Genomic DNA, 24,075 nt, shown 5'->3' on the forward strand with positions numbered 1-24,075 from the left:
ATAATTTGTAATAAAGCATAATAAGAAAGCAATTATCATTCTAATTCATAGAAAAAGATTGAGGGATTAACAATGGAAAAATTTAAAAATCATAATGGATTTTCACGCATGTATCAAGAGAATAAATTAACTTTAGGGCTGTTTTTCCCTATTGAATCATATATGGGCGACGTCCCGGAAATGAATTTGGAAAAGCAAATGAAATTAGCGAAAAGAGCAGAAGAACTAAAATTCGCTTCCTTATTTGTCAGAGACGTGCCTTTACGCGATCCTAATTTCGGTGATGTAGGTCAAATGTATGATCCTTTTGCTTATCTAGGATATGTTGCCGCAAACACAGAGAAGATTGCATTGGGAACAGCTAGTATTATTTTGACGCTGCGCCACCCGCTTCATGTGGCAAAAGCAGCAGCTTCCATTGATAAGCTATCCGGTGAACGGCTCATTCTCGGTGTTGCAACAGGCGACCGTCCAATTGAATTTCCAGCCTTTTCTGTTGAACCAACTGATCGCGGTGAATTATTTCGAGAGTCTATATCTGTCATGAGGGAAATATGGGAGAAAAACTTCCCTAGAATTCACACTTCTCGTGTAAACCTAATGAATGGAGACCTTTTGCCAAAACCGAAATTTTCTAGCATCCCAGTAATGGTAACCGGTCACAGTTCACAGTCTCCAGCATGGATTGCAGAAAACAGTGATGGATGGATCTACTATCCGCGGCCAATTAATTACCAAGCTGAACTCATTCAAGATTGGCGCTCATTTACAGATGAATTTAAGCCATTTACTCAATCTCTCTATATTGACTTGACAGAAGATCCAAATCACTTGCCAATTCCGATCCATCTTGGATTCCGAATCGGACGAAATTTCCTTATTGAATTTCTTGAAGCCCTTAGAAATGTTGGAGTTAATCATATCATCATTAATTTAAAATATGGAAAACGACCTGTTGAAGAAGTGATTGAAGAATTAGGCGAAGAAGTTCTTCCACATTTCCCAGCATTAGAAAGGAATTAATGTTAGCAAAGGATAAGAATCATAAGCAGTAAATGGCCTTATTTAAAGTAATCCTATTGCTGACACTTTTCCCTAGTTGCTATATTAGGCAGGCTCCAAGGAGCTAGCCTCTTCAAAAAAATAGACCTCTTCCGTTCGCGAGACGTCGGGAGGTCTATTTTTTATCAATTACAATTCGATTTGACTTCAATTTTTGGTTTTGGAAAGTTCTATTTTTGATGTTTATACACTTTTTTTATAAAAGCATAGATGACAAGAATAGCGGCAGCGGAAAAGATCAAGCATGCTAACCAAGCATAAAATACTATTTGTGTAATTTTATTAATGATAATTTCTGTCTCGTGCAGTGACCGTGCACCAACTATATAGTAGTTATTAGATTTAATGGCGACTGTAGCAAAGCGCAGCCCATTTTGGGGCTGCCAAGTAATACGATTTTCCCCTTTTTTAGAAACATAATCTAAAGCCCCTTTTGGATAAGCTGGCTTTTTTGTATCAAACATTCCAGAAGTTGCAACTAGATTTTTATTTTTATCGTATATCATAACAAATCCATCATAACTTTTTGAAGCATCTACTTTTTGAGGCGGGATGGAATCTTGGGCATTTCGTCCCTTCTGTAATTGTATTGCTGTATCTTTTGCTAATTGAGCTGGCAGGCTATCGGCACCAAGTCGCAGTGATTGCTGCGCCACAAGAAACGTCAATGCACAAGTAAAAGTAATGAAAAACATAGTAATGATCCAAATGAAAAACAACTTTTTTCCAATACTCATACTTTTTTCCACACTTTCTAATTAATTCATAAGAACACCCGCCTGATTCCTAACCACACTCCGCGAAGGAGGAAAAACAGCAAGTCTAACCCTAGATCAAAGGAGAGCTCTTTCCCAATTTCCTGTACCAGCGATTTGTCTGTTTTCTCTTTTCGTGCAGGTGCCACGAACAGTTCCTCTCTTTCCAATATTTTTATATCTGTTTCTACGATTGCAAATCCTTTTGGTTTCGGAAAGTCTCCTTTTCAACAAAAATAAGAATTAGATCAATATTCTTTTCGCAAACGAGCATCCAACACGAAAGTGCCGAACGGCAGCAGTGACGCTATAAAAGCCCCAAAAACACGAATTAAAGGCCAACGATGCCTTTGCCATACAAGAAATAACAATAAGACGAAAAGAATAAACAATATACCGTGTATCATTCCGAAGATCAGAACAAAAACTGGCAAGCCGGCAAAATATTTAAGCGGCATAGCGATAAAAAGTAAAACTAAATAAGAAATTCCTTCAAAAATACCAACTCTGCGCAGTAAATCGATGGTTGATTTCCCCATACTGAAACCTTCCTTCGTGACAAGATTCTATAAAAAATACGTTTAAGAATTTGCTTGGTTTCAATGAACATTGCAGTTTAGAAAAAATAATCCAATTCTTTTGTTAAGGACTTTCTCCATTTCTCTCTACTATGATTAAAATTATCATATTCATCAAAGCTATAACAATACCCTTAATTCCTCATATAATTTCATAAAAATTCCATCTGCTTGAGCGATCTAAAATTCGTTAAATATATTTACTATGGCATCTCTTTAAGGCAAGCAGAAATTTTTGAGAAATATTCAATGACAAATTTATGGAAATCTCGAGCTGTTTCTGAAAAGAAACGCCTTTTTGACCGACCTAAACCAATCGTTCTTTGGCATGTTGGCTCCAAAATACGTAATCGATAAAGGGAAGGATTCTGATTTTTCATCCAAGAGATTGCAGGAATAAATGCAACCCCCAATCCTTGTCTAACTAAGTCCCCTATTACACCTGGTTCGTCGCCTTCAAAAGCAATATGCGGCATAAAGCCGGCCTTTCTGCAAAATTCGTCAGTTAAGTTTCGAATTCCATATCCTGTATTCATACTAATAAATGGTTCGTCCTTTACTTCATAGAGATAGATATTGTCCCGTCCTGCCAGCCGGTGTCCAGGGGGGACAATTAAGAAAATTTCTTCTGTCATCAATGGTTCCCAGACGATCTCAGGATCTTCAATAGGAACTGAAGAAATACAAAAATCAATTTCCCCATTTTTCAGATGATGTTTCATCGACGAAATAGAATTTACAAATTGTTGAAAACGAACATGAGGATATTTTCTTAAAAAAGAACCCAATAAATCAGGAAGTACTCTTGGAATGGATACAGCCAGTCTAATGCTATTTTGATTCCGCTCAGCTAATTCCAAAATCTCTCTTTTCCCTTCCTTTAATTCCATAAAAGCTCTTTCCACCCGGTGCAGAAATATTTTTCCATATTGATTAAGTCTAATCTGACGGTTTTGACGATCAAATAACGGAACTCCAAGATCCTCTTCCAGGCGTGCAATGGTCTTACTAAGGGAAGGTTGTGCAATTTTAAGTTCATCAGCCGCTTTCGTCATGTGCTCAAGCCGCGCAACTGTTTGAAAATACTTAAGTTGCAGCAATTCCATCAATTATTCCACCTTATCCATAGACTTAAAGCTATTGTATTGTAACTAATTATATATTATACAATATCGAAAATTCAATTTATGATAGTGAATTGACTAACACTCTAGACTAAGTTAAGGAGGTAAGAATGAAGGGGATAAAATTAATTTTTAAAGACTTAAAAATGATGTGGATCCATAAACATGGGCGGATTGCCTTAGTATTTCTGCTTGTTGTTCCTTTAATCTATGCTGGATTCTTTCTTGCAGGATACTGGAATCCCTATGGACGATTGGACCAACTGCCAGTAGCTGTTGTGAACTTGGATGAAGGCTCGATGATGGATAAGAAACCAATTCATGCAGGAAATGACTTTGTTGGAGAATTGAAGAAAAACAAGGATTTAAATTTTAAATTTGTATCTTCAAGTGAAGCGGAACAAGGTCTAAAAAATGGCAGATACTACATGATTGTCACCATCCCCAAAGATTTTTCCTATAAAGTTGCTACATTGATGGATGACCATCCCCAACCGGCACAGCTTCTATATAAAGTTAATCCTGGCAAAAACTATGTAGCATCACAAATTAGCTCGACAGCAACAGAAGAAATGAAAACTAAAATTGCCAATAGCATAACAAAATCCTATGCAGATGGCGTATTCTCAAAGCTTCAGGAATTAGCGAAGGGGTTAAAAAAGGCTGGTGATGGTGCACAAAGATTAAATCAAGGGATTACTAATGCCAGCAACGGAATGGTCCAACTGTCCGAAGGAATCCACCATCTTAAAAATGGCGCAGATCAACTTAAAAATGGAAGCAATCAGCTTTCTAGCGGTCAGCAAGAATTAAATCAAGGAATGGACAGGATTAAAAACGGATCCCTATCGTTATATAACGGGATGTCACAGCTATCCAAAGGGCATCAAACATTGGAAGCAGGAATGAATCAATTAACTCAAGGAACAAAGGAATGGGCGATTGGAAATGAGAAATTGGTTCAAGGGGAAACCAGTGTGAACAACACCGCGAACCTGCTTAAAAACCAATTGGAACAGTATATAAAGATGCATCCAGAAGTTCAAAAAGATCAAAGTTTCCAACAAATCATTGCCATGGCCAATGGATTAGCCCTGGCAACGTCCAAATTGAAAAGCGGTCAAACTGAACTTGCAAAGGGTTCAGAGAAATTAGTTGAAGGTCAAGTTAAATTGGAAGAAGGCTTGAAACTATTTGGTAATAAAATGAATGAAGCCACCACGGGAGCCAAACAACTATCCGATGGAACGGTCCAATTCTCAAATGGCTTTCATAAATGGGAACAAGGATTTTCCTCCTTGCAAAATGGAATTAACGGTTTGGCAAACGGCGGAAATCAATTAGATAACGGAGCCAATAAATTAACCGATGGACTTCTCCAATTGAAAGAAGGCTCACAAGAGTTATCGGCAAAATTAAATGATGCAGCCAAAAAAACGTCTAATATTCATAACAACGACGCCTTAACCTCCATGTTTGCTGAACCTGTCCAATTAATTAAATCCAATCTCTCAAATGTTCCGAATTACGGAACTGGGATTGCTCCTTATTTTCTATCTTTAGCCTTTTATGTCGGCGGGATCATGGCATCAAATATTCTTCCACTTGGTCGAAGACAAGATTTAAAGATCAGCGGAACTGTACACTTTATCAACAAATTGGGTTTAGTTTATTCAATCGGACTGATTCAAGCACTGATTGTAGATACTGTGGTTCTATTCGGTTTCAAACTAGATGTAGCGAGTGTTCCAATGTTTATTCTGTCAAGTGTGATAGTTTCCTTTACCTTTATGACCATTATTCTCATGTTGGTAACAGTATTTGGAATCGTTGGGAAGTTTGCGGCGGTTACACTTTTAGTTCTCCAATTAGCTACATGCGGCGGAACATTTCCTAGAGAATTGAATACACCGCTGCTTAGAGTAATTGGAGAAAATCTTCCAATGGCACATTCTCTTCAAGAGTTCCAGGAAGTAATCTCTTTAGGAGATTGGTCCCAATTGCAAACACAAACTTGGATCTTGATTGGTTATCTCGCATTTGCTGGCGGAATTGCTTGGATTACAAGCCATATTCAACATTTAAAAACTTCTGAAGGAAGCGTCCATTAAATAGATTTAAAAAATACAGAGGGAGATTTCTCTCCTTCCTTTTACACCGTAAAACCGTAAATTGGAATTCATTAAAAAGGACTTGCCAAATCGGCAAGTCTTTTTTTTCATCATAATTTGTTATTAAAAATTGGAATACCAAGTTAATTTTTAACAAAGATTAAGGAGAAATATTATACTATATTTAGCTGGTTTTACTTAAAATAATACATGTAATTCAAGCTTATATTCATGGAGGAATATAAAATGAACCATTGGAAAAGGATGTTGATCGGGGCGCCTATTCACACCAAACAACTTTCAGAAGAGAAGCTGACAAAAAAGAAAGCTTTAGCTATATTTTCATCTGATGCACTCTCTTCTGTCGCGTATGCTACGGAAGAAATTTTGCTTGTTTTAGTTTTAATTGGTACACAAGCTTTAATGTACTCTATTCCTATTGCATTTGCCATCATGTTGTTGCTTCTGATTGTTACGCTTTCATATCGCCAAATCATTCACAGCTTCCCATCAGGAGGAGGAGCTTATATTGTAGCCCGTGAGCATATTGGACGAAACACAAGTCTGACAGCTGGTGCGGCTTTAATGATTGACTATGTATTAACTGTTGCGGTAAGCATCTGTTCTGGAGTTGCCGCTTTATTGTCTGCTTTTCCTGCTCTGCTGCCCTATCGTGTAGAGTTGGCAGTGATATTCGTCATTGTATTAATGATCATTAACTTGAGAGGCATCCGTGAGTCTGCTAATATTTTTGCATTTCCTACTTATATCTTTGTTGCATCAATCATTATCATGATAGGATTTGGAATTTGGAAACTGCAAGCTGGAAATTGGCACCATTTGGCTGTACCACATCATGCAGAGCACTTTTCCTTATTCTCTTCGTTTGGAACAACATTTTTGCTATTACGGGCTTTTGCTTCTGGTTGTTCTGCCTTAACAGGTGTAGAGGCCATTAGCAACGGGGTTCCTGCTTTTCGTGAGCCTAGCTCTAAAAACGCCGTTATCACTATGTTTTGGATGTCATTTCTGTTAGGGACCATGTTTTTAGGGATTACATTTTTGGCCAATGGCTTTGGTGTTGTACCAAAAGAAAATGTAACTGTCGTCTCCCAAATCGCAAACCATGTTTTTGGACATGGATTTTTTTACTATTTTATTCAAATCTTTACCATGCTCATTTTATTTCTGGCTGCCAATACCGCTTTTGCTGGTTTTCCGCAGCTTGTTTCTATTATTGCACAAGATGGCTTCCTCCCAAGAAATCTAACAAAACGAGGAGACCGATTAGTATTCTCCAACGGTATTATCTTTTTGAGTGTATTGGCGATCATTTTAATCATCATCTTCCAAGGAGAAACGCATGCACTCGTACCACTTTATGCAGTTGGTGTATTCTTGTCTTTTACCATTGCACAATATGGACTGATCAAGTATTTTTTCGAAAGAAAGTCGCAACAGAAGGTTTGGTCCAGAATCATTGTTGTAGGAATAGGAATGATTATTACTGGAATTGTTACGATCATAACAGCTGTGGCGAAATTTCAAAGCGGCGCCTGGATGGTAGTAGTGGCTATTCCTTGTATGGTGTTATTATTTCATAAAATTCATCGTCATTACTCTGACTTGGCAAGTCAACTTAGTCTTCAAGGACAAGATCCTAAACAGATGGTGAAGGTTTCTCCTTCTAAAGTTATTATTCCAATCTCGAGCGTAAGCCGGGTAGCTATTAACTCTATCGGCTATGCAAAAAGTATATCGAATGATGTAGTGGCACTTACTGTGTATTTTGATGAGAAGCAAAAAGAACGGGCAGAGAAAAAGTGGAAAGAATTAGGGCTTGATATTCCCCTTGTCACTGTTCATTCACCTTATCGAAGCTTGCTAATGCCGCTTCTTCAATATATTGATACACTTGAGGAAAGTGAAAGAGGAAAGTATATTACTGTTCTCATTCCTCAATTTTTTGTAAAAAAATGGTGGCATATATTTCTTCATAATCAAACAGCATTTTTCTTACGTGCCACGCTCTTATGGAGAAAGGATATTGTAGTAGCTACTATTCCTTATCATCTTAGAAAATAACGAATGAAAGTCTACAAAATAATTAACTTTAAAGTTCAACTATTACAAACCAAAGAAAAAATTTCAGTTTACAAATCAAATCTGCCAAAGTATGATAATGGAGGAGTTTATCTATATTTTATCGAAAAGGAGTTGAATTTTTATGAGTAGTCAAAGTTGCAACGAACCTGAGCCGAGTTTGCACTGTGAGGAAGTCATTAACGAACCAATCCTCAGAAGGTTGATTACTTATAAAAACATCAACTCTTTTGTATGGCAGGGGCATTTTTGACTTCCTCACTAAAATGAGGAGGTTATAACAATGCTGAAGATTTATCTAACTGATGAACATGGAATACTTCAAGAAATAACAGAGATTACCAAAGGATGCTGGATAAATCTAGTTTCACCAACCGAACAAGAGATTAGCCATGTAGCAAATAAATTGCAAATTCCTCTTGACTTTCTAAAAGACCCATTAGACGAAGAGGAACGGTCAAGGATTGAAAAGGACGATAACAATATTCTAATCATTGTCAATATTCCGGTTGTGTCGAAGGATGAGAATGAAATCCCCATTTATGATACGACGCCATTAGGAATGATTATAACCAATCAATGCTTTATTACCGTTTGTTTAAAAGATAATCCGATTTTAGAAGCTTTTGCACGGAATAAAGTAAAACAATTTTTCACATACAAAAAAACTAGGTTTTCGTTCCAAATCTTATATTTAATAGCGACTTTTTTTCTCAAATATCTTAAACACATCAGTAAAAAGACAGACGAAATTGAGAAAGAACTGCATCAGTCGATGAAAAATAAAGAACTCTTTTCATTATTAAATTTGGAAAAAAGTTTGGTTTATTTCACAACATCTCTAAAATCAAATAACATTGTTATGCAAAAAATGCTGAAAAGCAATTACTTGAAAATGTATGAAGATGACGAGGAATTGTTGGAGGATGTAATAATAGAAAATCAACAAGCAATTGAAATGGCTGAAACGCATACAACAATTTTAAGCGGTATGATGGACGCTTTTGCATCTGTGATTTCAAATAATTTAAATATCGTCATGAAATTTTTGACATCCATTACCATTATCTTGACTTTACCAACAATGGTGGCAAGTTTTTACGGTATGAACGTTCCGATTCCGTTTCAACATTACCCACATGCATTTTTTGTCGCAATTATTATTTCTATCCTTTTGTCCAGTATCACAGCATTTATCTTTTGGAAAAAGAGGTTCTTCTAAAAAACTTGAAAAGCCGATGTTCTTTGCAGAGAAACATCGGCTTTTCACTTTATAGTATTCAATATAACCGTGAATCATTAAAAACAAAACTTGAGTTTGAGAATTATTTTTTTCAAAAATAAAAAAAGACCAGCGAACGCTAGTCTGATCCACCTTATGTATGGTGGAGACGGTGGGACGTGCTGATCCATGCTTTCGCCATGGCACTGACTATATCTTGAACCTGCTCGTCACACAGGTCCTCCGGCGTATTATGCGAAATATATATTTACCTGTAGCCTTACAGGTAGAATTCCGCATCCTAGTACTACCATCTCAGCATGGCAGCCTATGAGTCGATACACGGCTGTTGGATTGCTCCACATACCGCTCGGTATTGCCATATCGCTATAAAAGCGACTTAGGTTTCACCGATTAAGCCGGATTTTCACTTGTGTGTTGCCACACAAGGCGACTATTTACTAATCGAACCCACGTCCAGAGATATCGGCACTTAAGCTTCTACGAGTGTAGTCGGTATATTTGCGCTTCGCTGTCCCTTATGCCTACCGACAGGCGTCCGGGCAGCTAGCCTGATTGTTCTCTTCCTTCATCCTCAGGCGGCGGAATCCGGCGTAGCCCACTAAGTTTGAGTCCGCTACCCTACCACATGGGCGATGGAGGGGCGAACAGCTGCGCTATATTAGGCAGCTAAAGCTAATTTTTGGTTGCCAGTTATTGGCTTTGACGTTTTTTACGAGGCCGATCCCCTCGACTCGCAACTTAAGCTCGACCTATCCCTGTCGAATCCGTAGCGTCCCCATGATAGTATTAGCGGAATTTCCGCTGGTTGACGTTAGGAATCAGTTATAGATGAGCTAAAGCTTGCTGTCACCTCAAGTGACAATTATAATTATAGCATACTTTAGCGGAATTTCAATTGTAATGTCTTTCCACTACATTTTCTGACGTTCGCGGAAGGCGCGTTCAATTTCACGATTTGCTTCTTTTCTTTTCAAGTCTTCTCGCTTATCGTATTTCTTCTTACCTTTTGCAAGCCCGATCAGCAGCTTTGCATAGCCATTTTTTATATACAGCTTCAGAGGGACTAATGCGTAGCCTGCCTCTTTTGTTTCCCCGATTAATTTATTGATTTCTCTTTTATGAAGCAAAAGCTTGCGAGTTCGAAGAGGATCATGGTTGTAACGGTTTCCCTGATCATATGGGCTGATATGCATATTGTACAAAAATACCTCGCCTTTATGGATCCGAGCATACGAATCCTTTAAATTCACACGCCCTGCGCGAATGGACTTAATTTCTGTACCTTGAAGGACGATTCCTGCTTCATATGTGTCTTCGATAAAATAATCGTGGTATGCTTTTTTGTTTTGTGCAATTGTCTTTCCTTCTCCCTTTGGCATACGGTTTCCCCCTTCTTTTCTTGCTCCATTTTATCAAAATTTAAGGCCTGCCTCAATGAAAGAGGGAAAAAGAGAGCCTCGGTGCAGGCTCTCAAGTTAACGCCGTTTTTTCTTTTTATCCCGCTTGGCTTTTGGGGCGTTTTCATAAAACTTTTTTTTCTTTTTCCCTTTTTTCGCCGGCCTTGAGTTCTCCTCTGTTTTGCCTTGACGAGATTTTCTTGGTCCGTCGCCGGCTTTAAAAACACGCGGTGTTTCATTTCGTTCCCGGCGGCGCGTTCCTTTCATGCCGACAATTTCAAAGTCAATGGACCGCTCATCTTTATTCACATTAATAACACGAACAGTAATTTCGTCGCCAATTCGGAATACATTTCCGGTTCGCTCGCCAATCATTGCATAATGGCGCTCATCATACCGGTAATAGTCGTCCGTCATATAACTGACATGCACGAGCCCTTCAATCGTATTTGGAAGCTCAACAAACATCCCGAAATTTGTGACAGAGCTGATAATCCCATCAAATTCCTCGCCGATTTTATCTTCCATATATTCGGCTTTTTTCAACTCATCTGTTTCCCGTTCTGCTTCAACAGCTCTGCGCTCCATGTTAGAAGAGTGTTCCGCAATATCCGGAAGCCTCGCATTCCATTTTTCCCTAGTTGCCGCATCCATTTTTCCTTCAATCAAGTATGTCCGTATTAAGCGATGGACAATTAAGTCCGGATAACGGCGGATCGGTGATGTAAAATGAGTATAAAAATCAGTTGACAGCCCGAAGTGGCCAAGGCTTTCAGGTTTATATTTTGCTTGCTGCATCGACCGAAGCATCACAGTTGAGACGACCATTTCTTCCGGCTTCCCTTGAACCTCTTCAATAATTTCCTGAAGAGCTCTTGGGTGTACATGATTTGCTGTTCCTTTTACAATATATCCAAAGTTTGTAATGAATTCAAAGAATCGTCTAAGTTTATCTTCTTTTGGATCTTCATGGATCCGGTAAATAAACGGAACATCAAGCCAGTGGAAATGCTCGGCAACAGTCTCATTGGCCGCTAACATAAATTCTTCAATTAGACGCTCGGCAACAGATCGTTCTCTTATCATGACATCAGTCGGCTTGCCTTCTTCATCAACGATAACCTTTGCTTCTTTAAAATCAAAATCTATGGCTCCCCGCTTCATCCGTTTGTTCCGAAGTATAGAGGCTAATTCCTCCATCATTTCAAACATCGGAACAAGCGGCTCATAACGCTGTCTAAGCGCCTCATCTTTATCAACAAGAATTTTATTCACATCGTTGTAAGTCATCCGCTCCGTTGTTTTGATCACACTTTCAAAAATTTCATGGTTCACGACTTCTCCGTCGGGATTAATTTCCATAATACATGAAAGAGTCAACCGGTCGACTTTAGGATTTAACGAACAGATTCCGTTTGATAAACGGTGCGGAATCATTGGTATGACCCGGTCCACTAAATAAACGCTAGTACCTCTTTTTTCTGCTTCCCTGTCAATCGGCGTGCCTTCCCGCACATAATAGCTGACATCAGCAATATGAACGCCGAGTTTATAGTTCCCGTTTTCAAGTCGTGAAACTGTAACAGCGTCATCTAAATCCTTTGCATCTTCGCCATCAATCGTGACAATCATTTCATCGCGAAGGTCACGGCGGTTGGCAATTTCGCGTTCATCAATCGTATCCGGGGTTTCGTTTGCTTGTTGAAGCACTTCTTCTGGAAACGAAAGAGGCAATCCGTACTTATGAATGACAGAAAGTATGTCTACACCTGGGTCATTTTTATGGCCAAGAATTTTGATAACTTCCCCTTCTGCACTTTTCCTTCCTTCAGGATACGTTGTTAGCTTCACAACAACCTTATGGCCATCCACCGCACCTTTAGAAGCTGATTTCGGGATAAAAATATCACTTGCAAACTTCTTATCATCTGGAATGACAAATCCAAAATGTTTACTCTCAGAATATGTTCCGACAATTTGCTGGATGCCTCTTTCAATGATACGAACAACCGTACCTTCTCTTCTTTGTCCCGAACTTTCCGTTGAAACACGGACGAGCACGGTATCGCCATGCATGGCATTGTTCGTTTCGTTCGGTGGAATAAAAATATCATCCATGCCAGGTTCATCCGGAATAACAAAGGCAAACCCTTTTGCATGCCCGGCAAGTTTACCGCGGATAAGGTTCATCTTCTCCGGCAATCCGTAGCGGTTGCTTCGCGTCCTTACAACGAGTCCTTTGTCCTCCATAATAACAAGAGCCTTGACGAATTCTTTAAATGTCGTTGAATCTTCGATGCCAAAGGCTTGCTCGAGCTCCCCTACTGTCAATGGCTTATAGGCCTCGTCTTTCATATATTGCAGCAGCCTGTCGATATGCTGCTGAATCGATTCTTCCATCTTGTTTCCCTCCTTTGCAAACACTTTTTTTATTCTTGCCAATTTAGCTGTTCTAAAAACTGATAAACATCCTCGTGGAGCTGGTCTTTTTCTTTATCAAGCGTTATGACATGGCCAGATTCTTCATACCATTTAATCTTTTTGACATCTGATTGGACATTATTATAGATGATATTGGCACTGTCAATATTGATCATCTTGTCATGGCGTCCTTGGACAACAAAGATTGGCGCATAAATCATATCAACATGATTCCTTACATCCGCAATCAATTCCTGCAAAGATTTTAATGTTTTCATAGGTGTTTTCGCAAACTCTGCCATTTCCTGTTCAATTTGGTCTTCCGGCTTTCCTTCTCGCTTTTTAAATTCGCGAGCATACTCTAAAACTCCTTTATACATGACCTCTTCACTTTTAATATACATCGGTGCACACATCGGTATGATTCCCTTCACTGGATGAGTGTAACCCAATTTTAACGAGAAAACCCCTCCTAACGACAAACCAGCAACTGCAATTTCATCATGGCCGCGTTTTTTCAAAAATTCATACCCCTCCAGTACATCTTTCCACCAATCTTCTGGTCCCGTATGAACCAATTCTTCCGGAGGAACACCGTGGCCTTTATAATGAGGTGCATGGCACGTATAGCCTTTTTTTTCGAGAAAACGGCCAAGCATACGGACATCAGCGGAATTTCCAGTGAATCCGTGCAATAAGAGGACGGCCCGTTTTCCCCCTTCAAACGTAAACGGCTCTGGCATCTTAATTCTCATTGATCATTAACTCCTTTTATATACATTTGATTAATTTCTTAAAATTATAGTGAGAAAATATCCTTTTTTTTATTAACGATCCCGAAATCAGCTTTAACGGATAGAAAGCACAAAAAAACCTGACCCGCTGCGGCCAGGATTCTCTATCATTACAATTGAAAATAGGTTACGCCGATCGACAAAACGAAAAATAGAATAGCTAAAACAATGGTAATGCGGTGGAGCACTAAATCGATTCCGCGTGCTTTTTGCTTGCCAAATAAATGTTCTGCGCCTCCGGAAATCGCTCCGGACAAGCCTTCGCTTTTACTTGATTGAAGTAGAACAACAATTATAAGAGCAATACTTACAATAACCAATAATGTGACTAATAGTGTGTGCAAGAAGTACACCTCCGTAAAACGTACATCCACAGTATTTCTAATGTATCATATTTCCTTATAATTAACAATAGCTAGATTCTTTAGGGCAAATAACGAATAAGCGCCAGCTTGTCAGCTGGCACTTTCCGATCAGAAATTATTTCTTTAAGTTATAGAAAGATTTGATTCCCAAATATTGAGCAGTGTCTCCCAATTGGTCTTCGATGCGAAGCAATTGGTTGTATTTTGCAACACGGTCCGTACGGGAAGGTGCACCTGTTTTGATTTGGCCGGCATTCGTTGCAACAGCGATATCAGCAATTGTGCTGTCTTCTGTTTCACCGGAACGATGGGAAATAACTGCCGTGTAGCCGGCGCGTTTCGCCATTTCGATTGCGTCAAATGTTTCTGTTAAAGTACCGATTTGGTTTACTTTAATAAGAATAGAGTTTCCTACGCCTTTTTCAATACCTTCCGCAAGTTTCTTTGTATTCGTTACGAACAAGTCGTCTCCGACAAGCTGAACTTTATTGCCAATGCGCTCTGTTAACAGCTTATGGCCTTCCCAGTCGTTTTCATCAAGGCCGTCTTCAATTGAAATGATTGGGTATTTTGAGACAAGCTCTTCATACCATGCAACCATTTCTTCAGAAGTTCTCACAACACCTTCGCCTTCAAGATGATACTTGCCGTCTTCTTTGTTGTAAAGTTCGGAAGAAGCTACGTCCATTGCAAGCATCACTTGCTCGCCTGGTTTGTAGCCGGCTTTTTCAATGGCTTCAATAATCGTTTGCAGTGCTTCTTCATTTGATTTCAAGTTTGGCGCAAATCCGCCTTCATCACCAACAGCAGTGTTTAAGCCTTTTGCTTTTAGTACAGCTTTTAGGCTATGGAAAATTTCTGCACCCATGCGAAGCGCTTCTTTAAAACTTTCAGCACCAACCGGCATAACCATAAATTCCTGAATGTCTACGTTATTGTCAGCATGGGCGCCGCCATTTAAAATGTTCATCATCGGAACAGGAAGCTGTTTCGCATTAAATCCGCCAAGATATTGATAAAGCGGGATATCTAAGTAGTTTGCTGCAGCGTGGGCAACAGCCATAGACACGCCTAAAATCGCATTAGCACCCAGTTTGCTTTTGTTTTCAGTGCCATCAAGCTCAATTAAAGCTTTGTCAATAGACACTTGATCCAGTACATTGAATTCTTCGCCAACAAGCTTTGGAGCAATAATTTCATTCACATTATCAACCGCTTTTAACACACCTTTTCCAAGGTAACGGCCTTTATCGCCATCGCGAAGTTCCACTGCCTCATATTCACCAGTAGAAGCACCGCTTGGAACTAAAGCGCGGCCGAATGCGCCTGATTCTGTAAATACTTCCACTTCAATCGTTGGATTACCGCGGGAATCTAATACTTCACGAGCATATACATCTGCAATAAATGGCATAAAAAATCTCTCCTTTAATCGTTATTTTTTAATTAATGATGTTCCAGTCATTTCAACCGGTTTTTCTAAATTCAGCAAGTCAAGAACCGTTGGTGCGAGATCGCCAAGGATTCCGCCCTCACGGAGCTCAATTCCTTTTTTCGTCACAATGACAGGAACCGGATTTGTCGTATGGGCTGTCATTGGTTTTCCTTCTTTTGTTACCACTTCATCCGCATTTCCGTGGTCAGCCGTAATAATAGCGGTTCCGCCTTTTTCGATAATCAGGTCCACAACACGGCCAAGACACTCATCGACTGCCTCAACTGCTTTAATCGTCGGTTCAAGCATACCGGAATGTCCGACCATATCCGGATTGGCATAGTTTAAAATAATTGCATCAAACTTATCTGCTTCGATTTCTTTTATAAGTGCATCGGTTACTTCGTAAGCACTCATTTCAGGTTTTAAGTCATAGGTTGGAACTTTAGGAGAATTAATTAAAATTCTTTCTTCTCCCGGAAATTGAACTTCGCGCCCTCCGCTCATAAAATATGTCACGTGAGGATATTTCTCTGTTTCCGCAATGCGCAGCTGCTTTAACCCGTTTTGGGAGATGACTTCACCAAGAGTGTTGTCAAGGTTTGTCGGCTTAAATGCCACATATCCGTCAACTGTTTCACTAAAATGGGTTAAGCAGACAAAATGAAGGTTTTTCGGATGCTTTGGCCCTCTGTCAAACGAGCGGAAATCTTTGTTCGTGAACGTATTTGAAATCTGGATTGCGCGGTCAGGACGGAAGTTATAAAAAATGACGGCATCTTCATCTTTTATCGTAGCAACCGGCTCTCCGTTTGGCTTTGTCATTACTGAAGGAATAACAAATTCATCATAGATTCCGTTTTGATAGGAATCCTCAATAAGTTCTAACGGATCTGAGTAAGTCGGACCTTCTCCATACACCATCGCTCTGTATGATTTTTCAACACGCTCCCAGCGCTTGTCGCGATCCATTGAATAATAGCGGCCGGAAATCGTTGCAAATTCACCAACGCCGTATTCCTTCATTTTTTCCAGTGTTTCTTTAATATATTTTGGCGCTGTTTGCGGCCCGACATCACGCCCGTCTAAAAATGCATGGACGTACACATTTTTAACGCCTTCTTGTGCTGCCAGGCGGAGAAGTGCAAACAAATGGTCAATGTGGCTATGAACCCCTCCGTCAGAAAGAAGACCAAAAAGATGCAGGCTTGTACCTTTTTCTTTTACGTGGCGAATTGCATCTAGGAACGTTTCGTTTTTCTCAAATTCGCCTTCACGAATAGCAATGTTTACTCGCGTAAGGCTTTGATAAACAATGCGGCCGGCGCCGATATTTAAGTGTCCTACTTCAGAGTTCCCCATCTGTCCTTCCGGAAGCCCCACCGCTTCCCCAGAAGCTTTCAGCTTCGTATGTGGATACGTATTCCAATAACGGTCAAAGTTCGGCTTATTTGCTAGGGCAACAGCATTTCCTTTTCGTTCCTCCCGAAGAGCAAAGCCGTCTAAGATAATTAATGCAACAGGGGCTTTACTCATTTAAACCTGCCTCCAATAATTGCAGGAATGATTGCGGTTCAAGGCTTGCTCCACCGACTAATGCCCCGTCAATTTCAGGCTGGTTCATGAAATCTTTAATGTTGCCAGGATTTACACTTCCGCCGTATTGAATCCGGACTGCGGCTGCAGCTTCAGGTGAAAATTGCTCTGATATCGTCTTGCGAATATGGGCACAAACTTCATTGGCATCTTCCGCAGTTGATGATTTTCCAGTTCCAATCGCCCAGATTGGTTCATAAGCAATCACTGTTTGTTTCACTTGATCTTCTGTTAAGCCATTCAGTGCTTTCTGCACCTGGGATCCAACTAACTCATTTGTTTGGCCATTTTCACGTTGTTCTAGCGTTTCACCGACACAAACAATCGGGATCAAATGATATTGAAACGCTGCTAATGTTTTTTTGTTGACTGATTCATCGGTTTCATTAAACATTTCCCGGCGCTCAGAATGTCCGATAATCACATATTGAACTCCAAGATCAGAGATCGCTTTTGGGCTGATTTCACCGGTAAATGCACCGCTCTCTTTAAAATGCATATTTTGTGCACCAATTGCTAGATCAGTATTTTGGGTTAATTCTACAAGACGTTCCAAAAATAAAGCAGGGGCACAAACAACTGAATCCACTTTATCTTTTGCTGGAACAAACCCTTTTACCTCTTCAATAAAGGCTTTCGCTTCCGCTAATGTTTTATGCATTTTCCAGTTTCCTGCAATAATGGGCTTGCGCATGCTGACACATCCTTTCAAACTAAATTTAATTACTTATCATTTAAAGCGACAACACCAGGAAGTTGTTTCCCTTCCATAAACTCAAGGGAAGCCCCTCCGCCAGTTGAGATGTGGCTCATTTTTTCAGCAAGGTTAAATTTCTCAACCGCCGCTGCTGAATCTCCGCCGCCGATTACCGAATATGTATGATCTGCTTCGGCAAGTGCTTCTGCTACAGCTTTTGTTCCTTCTGCAAACTTGTCAATCTCAAATACTCCCATCGGACCGTTCCAAATGACGAGTTTTGACTTTTGAATAACGTCTTTATAAATTTCTCTCGTTTTTGGACCGATATCAAGCGCTTGCCATTCAGAAGGAATTTCTTCAATCGACACCACTTTTGTATTAGCATCTGCTGAAAAATCGTCAGCGACAATCACATCTACAGGCATATAGAAATTAACGCCCTTTTGCTCTGCTTTTTCCATAAACGATTTTGCAAGCTCGATTTTATCTGCTTCTAACAACGATTTGCCAATTTCATATCCTTTAACTTTTACAAACGTATAAGCTAAACCGCCGCCGATAATGAGGTTATCTACCTTTTCCAACAAGTTTTCAATTACTCCGATTTTATCTTTTACCTTTGCACCGCCAATAATCGCCGTAAATGGACGCTCAGGATTGGAAAGAGCTTTCCCAAGAACATTAAGCTCTTTTTCCATAAGGAAACCAGATACGGCAGGCAGATAATGGGCAATTCCTTCTGTTGAAGCATGGGCACGGTGCGCAGCTCCAAACGCGTCATTCACATAAATATCTGCCAATTCCGCAAAAGCTTTGGCAAGTTCCGGGTCATTTTTCTCTTCGCCTGGATAGAATCGAACATTTTCCAGTAAGAGAACATCGCCTTCATTCATACTGTCAATCACAGATTTTACTGTATCGCCGTAAGCCTCATCTGTTTTCTTTACTTCTTTTTCAAGCAATTCAGACAACCGCTTAGCTACGGGTGTTAAACGCATTTCTTCGTTTACTTGTCCTTTTGGACGGCCAAGGTGGGATGCTAGAATGATTTTTGCACCTTGTTCGATTAAATATTGGATCGTAGGGAGCGCTGCGCGAATTCTCGTTTCATCTGTTATCTGCCCATTTTTCATTGGAACATTGAAATCAACACGGCAAAACACTCGTTTTCCTTTTACGTCCACATCTTTTACGGACATTTTGTTCATGGCAAAGGGTCCTCCTTTAGGCTCTAATTTAATCGCAAAAAAAGGGAGAGGGGAATGATCCCCGCTCCCCTTGTACACCCATTTACAATATAGCAGTTTACAGTACAAAAATTCAATAAATCATTGTAAATGAATAAAAAATGTTTTGCGATTAAAGGCCTTTTTGCCCAATGTAATCAATAAGATCTACTATACGGTATGAATAGCCTGTTTCGTTATCGTACCATGAAATAACTTTTACCATGCGGCCTTCCATAACCATTGTAGAGAGGGCATCGATGATTGATGAGTTTGTGTTTCCTTTATAGTCGCTGGATACAAGCGGCTCTTCACTGTAGCCAAGTATGCCTTTTAATTCACCTTCAGCTGCTTCTTTTAAGACTGCATTTACTTTTTCTACTGTTACATCTGTTTCAAGTTCAGCAACGAAATCAACTAAAGAAACGTTAGGTGTTGGAACACGAATTGCTCCACCGTTTAATTTTCCTTTTAATTCAGGCAATACAAGTGCTACAGCTTTTGCAGCGCCTGTCGTTGTCGGAATGATGTTTTCAGCTGCTGCACGGGCACGGCGATAGTCTGCGTGCGGCAGATCAAGGATTTGCTGGTCATTTGTATAAGAGTGAGCAGTTGTCATCATGCCGCGTTTGATTCCGAATTTAGCATGTAATACTTTCGCAAACGGCGCCAAGCAGTTTGTTGTACAAGAAGCATTAGAAATGACTTGATGATTTGCCGGATCATATTTGTCATGGTTTACTCCCATAACAATAGTTATATCTTCATCATTTGCCGGAGCAGAGATGATCACTTTTTTCGCACCAGCTTCTAAATGTTTTGCAGCATCCGCGCGTTTTCTGAAACGTCCAGTAGATTCCACTACTACTTCAACGCCCAAGTCTCCCCAGCAAAGTTGTGCAGGATCGCGCTCAGCCAGCACCTTTACTTTTTTGCCGCCGACTACTAAAAAGTCTCCGTCTACAGATACATCTTGATCTAATCTTCCATGTACGGTGTCATATTTTAAAAGATGTGCAAGCATATTTGCATCTGTTAAATCGTTAACAGCAATTACCTCAACATTAGGATTATTTAATGCCGCACGGAAAACCATACGACCAATTCTTCCAAAACCATTAATACCAACTTTTACTGCCATGATTTTTCCTCCTCTAAATTGGTAAGGATCACATTTTTATATATTTATTAATGGGCAAACCCTTGTACCAACTGTTTTGCGGCCCCTTCATCAGTAATCAAAATCGTCGATGAAGGTGCTCGTTTCATGTAAGCGCGAATGGCTTTTGCCTTTGAAGCTCCGCCCGCAACTGCAATTACATTATCAACTTTTGATAAATCAGCCAGCTGCAGTCCAATCGTTGAAACTTTATGGACTACCTCTCCTGCTTCATTAAAGTAATAACCAAAAGCCTCTCCAACCGCTTTCCTCTGTTTAATTAATTGGAAATCTTGTTCACTTGTTTTGCGGCGTTCCGCCATTGTAATAGCATCTCCAATTCCATGCAATACCATGTTGGCCGATTTTATCAAACCGAGTACTTCATTAATTAAAGGATCTTTCATTATAGAAATATACATTTCTTTGCTAACTTGATCTGGGACGTACAAAACACGGTGCTTTGTGCCTGTATTCTCTGCCATTTTTGCGCAAATGGTGTTGGCTTGGTTATTTACATCTTCGCCAATTCCTCCGCGGGCAGGAACAAACAAAATTTCTTTTTCGCCAAAATCAGGCGTCAGCATGTCAGCAACTGTTGCCATGGTTGTTCCTCCGGTTACCGCGATGATGTTCTTGTCTTCAAGCAATTTTTTCATACAATTCGCACATGCCCGTCCCAGCTCGGTTTTGACCCATGGAGATTGGTCGCTGTCACCGGAAACGATCACTACTTTTCGAATCTTTAACTGTTGTTGAAGCTGTTTCTCAAGTTTGTCAATACCTATTACTCCTCTCATGATGCTTTCAAGTTTTTCAAGAAGATTTTTTCCATCAGCAGTTAAGCTCATACCAACACCGGTTATAGAAATTAAATTTTGGTCTTTCAGAAATTCAACTTCTGAGCGCAAAACTCGTTCTGTCATCCCAAGGCTCATTGCCAAGCTTCTCCTGCCCACTGGCTGCATCAAATTTATATAATGCAGAATATGGTATCGTTTTTGCATAACATTGAGAAGGTCAGGCAATAATCTTTTTTGAATATCAAGTAAAGAGTCCATGGGAATATTCTCCTTTACATACAGGTTGGTCATAAAATGTCCCGGTGTGACATAATTTGTCCCGCTTACTGCAAAAAAAAATCACTCCTGATTCAATTCCATTTTAACAGGAGCGAAAAGCGAATTCAACTCAAAAATCCGTTGTTTTTTCTTGTAAACGCTTAATCATTACTATTTTATCAACATGCCCATATTGAACTACTTCTCCGTCAATTTCAACGACAGGGATCATTAAGCCGAATTTTTCAGTCAAAGCATCGCTTTCGTCAATATCCACTTCCTCAAGTGTAAAAGGATACTCACTTTTAATCTCCTGCAAAACTTGTTTTGCTTTCTCACATAACGGGCATTTTTTTCTTGTATAAAAGATAATTTTTTGCACTTTGATTCTCCTTTTCTATTCATACCGTTTCCGTTTGGATGATGAGGGTATTCTAAGCTGGTCCCGATACTTAGCCACTGTGCGGCGGGAAACGATAATTCCCTCCCGATTTTTCAACATTTGGACGATTTCCTGATCGGAAAGGGGCTTCTGTTTATTTTCTTCAGCAATATAGGCAGAAATCAAATTTTTCACCTGGCTTGATGATGCACTTTCATTTGAAACAGTTTGTACCGTACTCGTAAAGAATGATTTTAAATCTACTGTCCCATATGGTGTTTGTGCAAATTTTCCGCGAACAGCCCTGCTAACCGTTGATTCATGAATTCCCAGCTCATCAGAAAGCTCCTTCATTGTCATCGGTTTTAAATGCTCTGGCCCTTTATAAAAAAAACCCTGCTGCTTTTCTGCAATTTTTAAGGCTACCTTTAAGAGCGTTTCCTTTCTTTGCTCAAGGCTTCTTATAAGCCAGTAATATTCCTGCTGCTTTTCCTGCAGAAAACGGCTCACTTCAGGGTTATTATAGGAAACGAATTTCTTATAATACATTTCATTAAAGCTGATTTTTGGCATGGCATCATCGAAAACTTTTACGGTAAGATTTTGCCCGTCGCGATCAATAATCACATCCGGAATCACATATGCCGGCTTTTCATGATGGAAGATCGCACCCGGTCTTGGATTTAAGGACTGCAAGCAATCAAATACTCTTTGAATATCTTTTATTTCGACATGTAGTTTCTTTGCTAGTTCTTTCCATTTCCTTTCCGCAAACGGAAAAAAGTGCTGATCTACAATTTTTTCAGCTAAAGGATCTCTTTTTTCTTTCTTCCTAAGTTGAATGAGAAGGCATTCTCTTAATGATCTGGCTCCAATTCCTGCGGGCTCTAAATCTTGTAATAGATTAACACAAAATTGTACTTTATCGGAAGTAATTTGAAAGTGGGCTGATACTTTTTCCAAATCAGTTCTCAAGTAACCGTTTTCATCGATGCATTGAATAAGATAGCTGATGACCTTTTTCTGCTCTGGGGTTATTTCTTTCAGATTTATCTGTGAAAGCAAATATTCATCAAGCGTAACCACTGTTTCCCCTATATGCTCTATCCATTTTTTTTCGTCATTGTCTATTTTTTTCGGTTTCGGTTTCCATCTGTCAACCTGAGGGTCTATTGCTCTAATATGATTGTCTTCTATTTGTAAAAGGGGATTTTCCATTGTTTTAGAATCAAGAAAAGCTGAAAGTTCATGGGCAGAGTATTGTAAAAGTGCAATCGCCTGTGTCAGCTCTTGCGTCATAGTCAATTTCATTGTTTGCTGTTGCCAAAGCCCGGCTTTTAAATTCATGCCCATCCCCCTTTCCGAGATTGCAGCGGACAACCTATTAATTCTTTCTAGGAAACGGTTTCAAAAATCGAATTTTCATAATTTTTTCACTCACTCTTATTTTACAATAAGGAAAGCAATTGTTGTATGGAAAATAATATCCTTTTAGGCGATCAATTCATGTACAAAAATAAAAACCCCTTCCCCAAAACAGGAAAGAGGTTTGCTAGCGCCCTCGGCAGGAATCGAACCCACATTTCAAGAACCGGAATCTTGCGTGCTATCCGTTGCACCACGAGGGCAGAATAAATAAGATTTGTCTTTTTTCTTTCGCGTTACGATTACATATTATATGACATGTTTTCATACTTTGCAAGTACTGATTGTGTTTAAAAAGTCATACATTGGGTATGATGGAATACGGAGGCTTTTCAAAAGAAGTCTGTCGAATGATTCTGCAAAAATGTAAATGCGAATTGTTTGACCTTTATTGACCATTAATGTATGATAACAATACATACTATTTCTTCTGTTGGAAGAACCTTGAACAGAAATGTATGACGCAGAGAGATTAAAGGAGGAAGAGCAAATATGAATTTAATTCCTACAGTTATTGAACAAACAAACCGGGGAGAGCGTGCATATGACATTTACTCCCGCCTACTTAAAGACCGTATTATTATGCTTGGAACCCCAATTGATGATTATGTAGCGAACTCAATTGTTGCCCAGCTGCTGTTCCTTGAAGCTGAAAACCCTGAAAAAGATATCTCTATCTATATCAACAGCCCTGGCGGAAGCATTACTGCAGGTATGGCCATCTACGACACGATGCAATTTATTAAGCCTGACGTTCAAACGATTTGTATCGGAATGGCTGCTTCCATGGGTGCTTTCTTATTGGCAGCCGGCACGAAAGGAAAGCGTTATGCCCTTCCAAACAGTGAAGTGATGATCCATCAGCCGCTTGGCGGTGCCCAAGGCCAGGCAACAGAAATTGAGATCGCCGCAAAACGTATCTTGTTCCTTCGTGACAAGTTAAATCAAATCCTTTCAGAACGTACTGGACAGCCGGTTGAAGTCATCGCAAAAGATACTGACCGCGATAACTTTATGACTGCCCAGCAGGCGCTCGAATATGGGTTAGTTGACCACATCATTACAAGAAATTCTCTTGAGGATAAGAGTAAAAAATAAGTGAACAACTAAAGCCCTTCGAAGCCAGGCGCTGAAT

The 24,075-nt window shown here is 39.7% G+C and carries 21 protein-coding genes, 1 tRNA gene and 1 other RNA gene; 5 read left to right on the forward strand and 18 right to left on the reverse strand.

Annotated features, from left to right (window positions below; translation table 11 throughout):
* Nucleotides 1-72: 72 nt before the first annotated feature.
* Nucleotides 73-1,023 (forward strand): LLM class oxidoreductase, encoded by a 951-nt coding sequence (locus BMMGA3_RS14090; protein ID WP_003349444.1) that lies wholly within the window; start codon nt 73-75, stop codon nt 1,021-1,023.
* Between the two features lie 209 nt (nt 1,024-1,232).
* Here BMMGA3_RS14090 and BMMGA3_RS14095 read toward each other — a convergent pair whose 3' ends face one another.
* The 4 genes from BMMGA3_RS14095 to BMMGA3_RS14105 form a co-directional block, all read right to left on the reverse strand.
* Nucleotides 1,233-1,799, reverse strand: coding sequence for a hypothetical protein (locus tag BMMGA3_RS14095; protein ID WP_003349443.1), 567 nt, complete (start codon nt 1,797-1,799; stop codon nt 1,233-1,235).
* A 26-nt stretch (nt 1,800-1,825) separates the two neighbouring features.
* Nucleotides 1,826-1,966 carry a hypothetical protein gene (locus BMMGA3_RS17980; RefSeq protein WP_003349442.1) on the reverse strand — a complete coding sequence of 47 codons (141 nt, stop codon included), beginning with the start codon at nt 1,964-1,966 and terminating at the stop codon, nt 1,826-1,828.
* A gap of 99 nt (nt 1,967-2,065) precedes the next feature.
* Complete coding sequence (locus BMMGA3_RS14100) at nt 2,066-2,356, reverse strand: DUF3817 domain-containing protein (RefSeq protein ID WP_003349441.1); 291 nt, start codon at nt 2,354-2,356, stop codon at nt 2,066-2,068.
* A gap of 242 nt (nt 2,357-2,598) precedes the next feature.
* Complete coding sequence (locus BMMGA3_RS14105; RefSeq protein WP_003349440.1) at nt 2,599-3,501, reverse strand: LysR family transcriptional regulator; 903 nt, start codon at nt 3,499-3,501, stop codon at nt 2,599-2,601.
* A 128-nt stretch (nt 3,502-3,629) separates the two neighbouring features.
* On the opposite strand from BMMGA3_RS14105, the gene BMMGA3_RS14110 reads away from it, so the two are divergent.
* The 3 genes from BMMGA3_RS14110 (at nt 3,630) to BMMGA3_RS14120 (ending at nt 8,955) form a co-directional block, all read left to right on the forward strand.
* The gene (locus BMMGA3_RS14110; protein WP_003349439.1) at nt 3,630-5,630 is read left to right on the forward strand and encodes a YhgE/Pip domain-containing protein; all 2,001 of its coding nucleotides are present in this window, start codon (nt 3,630-3,632) and stop codon (nt 5,628-5,630) included.
* A 246-nt stretch (nt 5,631-5,876) separates the two neighbouring features.
* Nucleotides 5,877-7,715, forward strand: coding sequence for an APC family permease (locus tag BMMGA3_RS14115; RefSeq protein ID WP_003349438.1), 1,839 nt, complete (start codon nt 5,877-5,879; stop codon nt 7,713-7,715).
* Nucleotides 7,716-8,016: 301 nt separating this feature from the next.
* Entirely contained in the window at nt 8,017-8,955 is a 939-nt protein-coding gene (locus BMMGA3_RS14120) for a magnesium transporter CorA family protein (RefSeq protein WP_003349436.1), read from the forward strand.
* A 462-nt stretch (nt 8,956-9,417) separates the two neighbouring features.
* Here BMMGA3_RS14120 and ssrA read toward each other — a convergent pair.
* The 14 genes from ssrA to BMMGA3_RS14185 form a co-directional block, all read right to left on the reverse strand.
* Nucleotides 9,418-9,748, reverse strand: a transfer-messenger RNA (tmRNA) gene (gene ssrA, locus BMMGA3_RS17595).
* A 142-nt stretch (nt 9,749-9,890) separates the two neighbouring features.
* Nucleotides 9,891-10,358 (reverse strand): SsrA-binding protein SmpB, encoded by a 468-nt coding sequence (smpB, locus tag BMMGA3_RS14125; protein WP_003349433.1) that lies wholly within the window; start codon nt 10,356-10,358, stop codon nt 9,891-9,893.
* A gap of 96 nt (nt 10,359-10,454) precedes the next feature.
* On the reverse strand, nt 10,455-12,776 hold the full coding sequence (rnr, locus tag BMMGA3_RS14130; protein WP_003349431.1) for a ribonuclease R: 2,322 nt from the start codon (nt 12,774-12,776) through the stop codon (nt 10,455-10,457).
* 29 nt (nt 12,777-12,805) lie between these two features.
* Nucleotides 12,806-13,552, reverse strand: coding sequence for an alpha/beta hydrolase (locus BMMGA3_RS14135; protein WP_003349429.1), 747 nt, complete (start codon nt 13,550-13,552; stop codon nt 12,806-12,808).
* A 149-nt stretch (nt 13,553-13,701) separates the two neighbouring features.
* Nucleotides 13,702-13,935 (reverse strand): preprotein translocase subunit SecG, encoded by a 234-nt coding sequence (gene secG, locus BMMGA3_RS14140; protein ID WP_003349428.1) that lies wholly within the window; start codon nt 13,933-13,935, stop codon nt 13,702-13,704.
* A gap of 136 nt (nt 13,936-14,071) precedes the next feature.
* Complete coding sequence (eno, locus tag BMMGA3_RS17985; protein WP_003349427.1) at nt 14,072-15,370, reverse strand: phosphopyruvate hydratase; 1,299 nt, start codon at nt 15,368-15,370, stop codon at nt 14,072-14,074.
* Nucleotides 15,371-15,391: 21 nt separating this feature from the next.
* On the reverse strand, nt 15,392-16,927 hold the full coding sequence (gene gpmI, locus BMMGA3_RS17990) for a 2,3-bisphosphoglycerate-independent phosphoglycerate mutase (protein ID WP_003349426.1): 1,536 nt from the start codon (nt 16,925-16,927) through the stop codon (nt 15,392-15,394).
* A complete protein-coding gene (gene tpiA / locus BMMGA3_RS14155; RefSeq protein WP_003349425.1) occupies nt 16,920-17,681 on the reverse strand; it encodes a triose-phosphate isomerase in 762 nt (253 codons plus the stop codon). Before tpiA ends, gpmI begins: the two co-directional genes overlap by 8 nt.
* Before the next feature lie 29 nt (nt 17,682-17,710).
* Nucleotides 17,711-18,895, reverse strand: a complete 1,185-nt coding sequence (locus BMMGA3_RS14160; protein ID WP_003349424.1) for a phosphoglycerate kinase — start codon at nt 18,893-18,895, stop codon at nt 17,711-17,713.
* A 151-nt stretch (nt 18,896-19,046) separates the two neighbouring features.
* Nucleotides 19,047-20,054, reverse strand: coding sequence for a type I glyceraldehyde-3-phosphate dehydrogenase (gene gap, locus BMMGA3_RS14165; RefSeq protein WP_003349423.1), 1,008 nt, complete (start codon nt 20,052-20,054; stop codon nt 19,047-19,049).
* A 47-nt stretch (nt 20,055-20,101) separates the two neighbouring features.
* Nucleotides 20,102-21,133, reverse strand: a complete 1,032-nt coding sequence (locus BMMGA3_RS14170; RefSeq protein ID WP_003349422.1) for a sugar-binding transcriptional regulator — start codon at nt 21,131-21,133, stop codon at nt 20,102-20,104.
* A 130-nt stretch (nt 21,134-21,263) separates the two neighbouring features.
* Complete coding sequence (locus BMMGA3_RS14175) at nt 21,264-21,515, reverse strand: glutaredoxin family protein (RefSeq protein ID WP_003349420.1); 252 nt, start codon at nt 21,513-21,515, stop codon at nt 21,264-21,266.
* A 15-nt stretch (nt 21,516-21,530) separates the two neighbouring features.
* Nucleotides 21,531-22,862 carry an RNA polymerase factor sigma-54 gene (gene rpoN, locus BMMGA3_RS14180; RefSeq protein WP_003349418.1) on the reverse strand — a complete coding sequence of 444 codons (1,332 nt, stop codon included), beginning with the start codon at nt 22,860-22,862 and terminating at the stop codon, nt 21,531-21,533.
* A gap of 209 nt (nt 22,863-23,071) precedes the next feature.
* Nucleotides 23,072-23,143, reverse strand: a tRNA-Arg gene (locus BMMGA3_RS14185).
* 289 nt (nt 23,144-23,432) lie between these two features.
* Between BMMGA3_RS14185 and clpP the strand changes: the two genes are divergently transcribed.
* Complete coding sequence (gene clpP / locus BMMGA3_RS14190; protein ID WP_003349416.1) at nt 23,433-24,038, forward strand: ATP-dependent Clp endopeptidase proteolytic subunit ClpP; 606 nt, start codon at nt 23,433-23,435, stop codon at nt 24,036-24,038.
* Nucleotides 24,039-24,075: the final 37 nt, after the last annotated feature.

The organism is Bacillus methanolicus MGA3 (genome assembly GCF_000724485.1).
Lineage (GTDB): Bacteria > Bacillota > Bacilli > Bacillales > Cytobacillaceae > Bacillus_Z > Bacillus_Z methanolicus_A.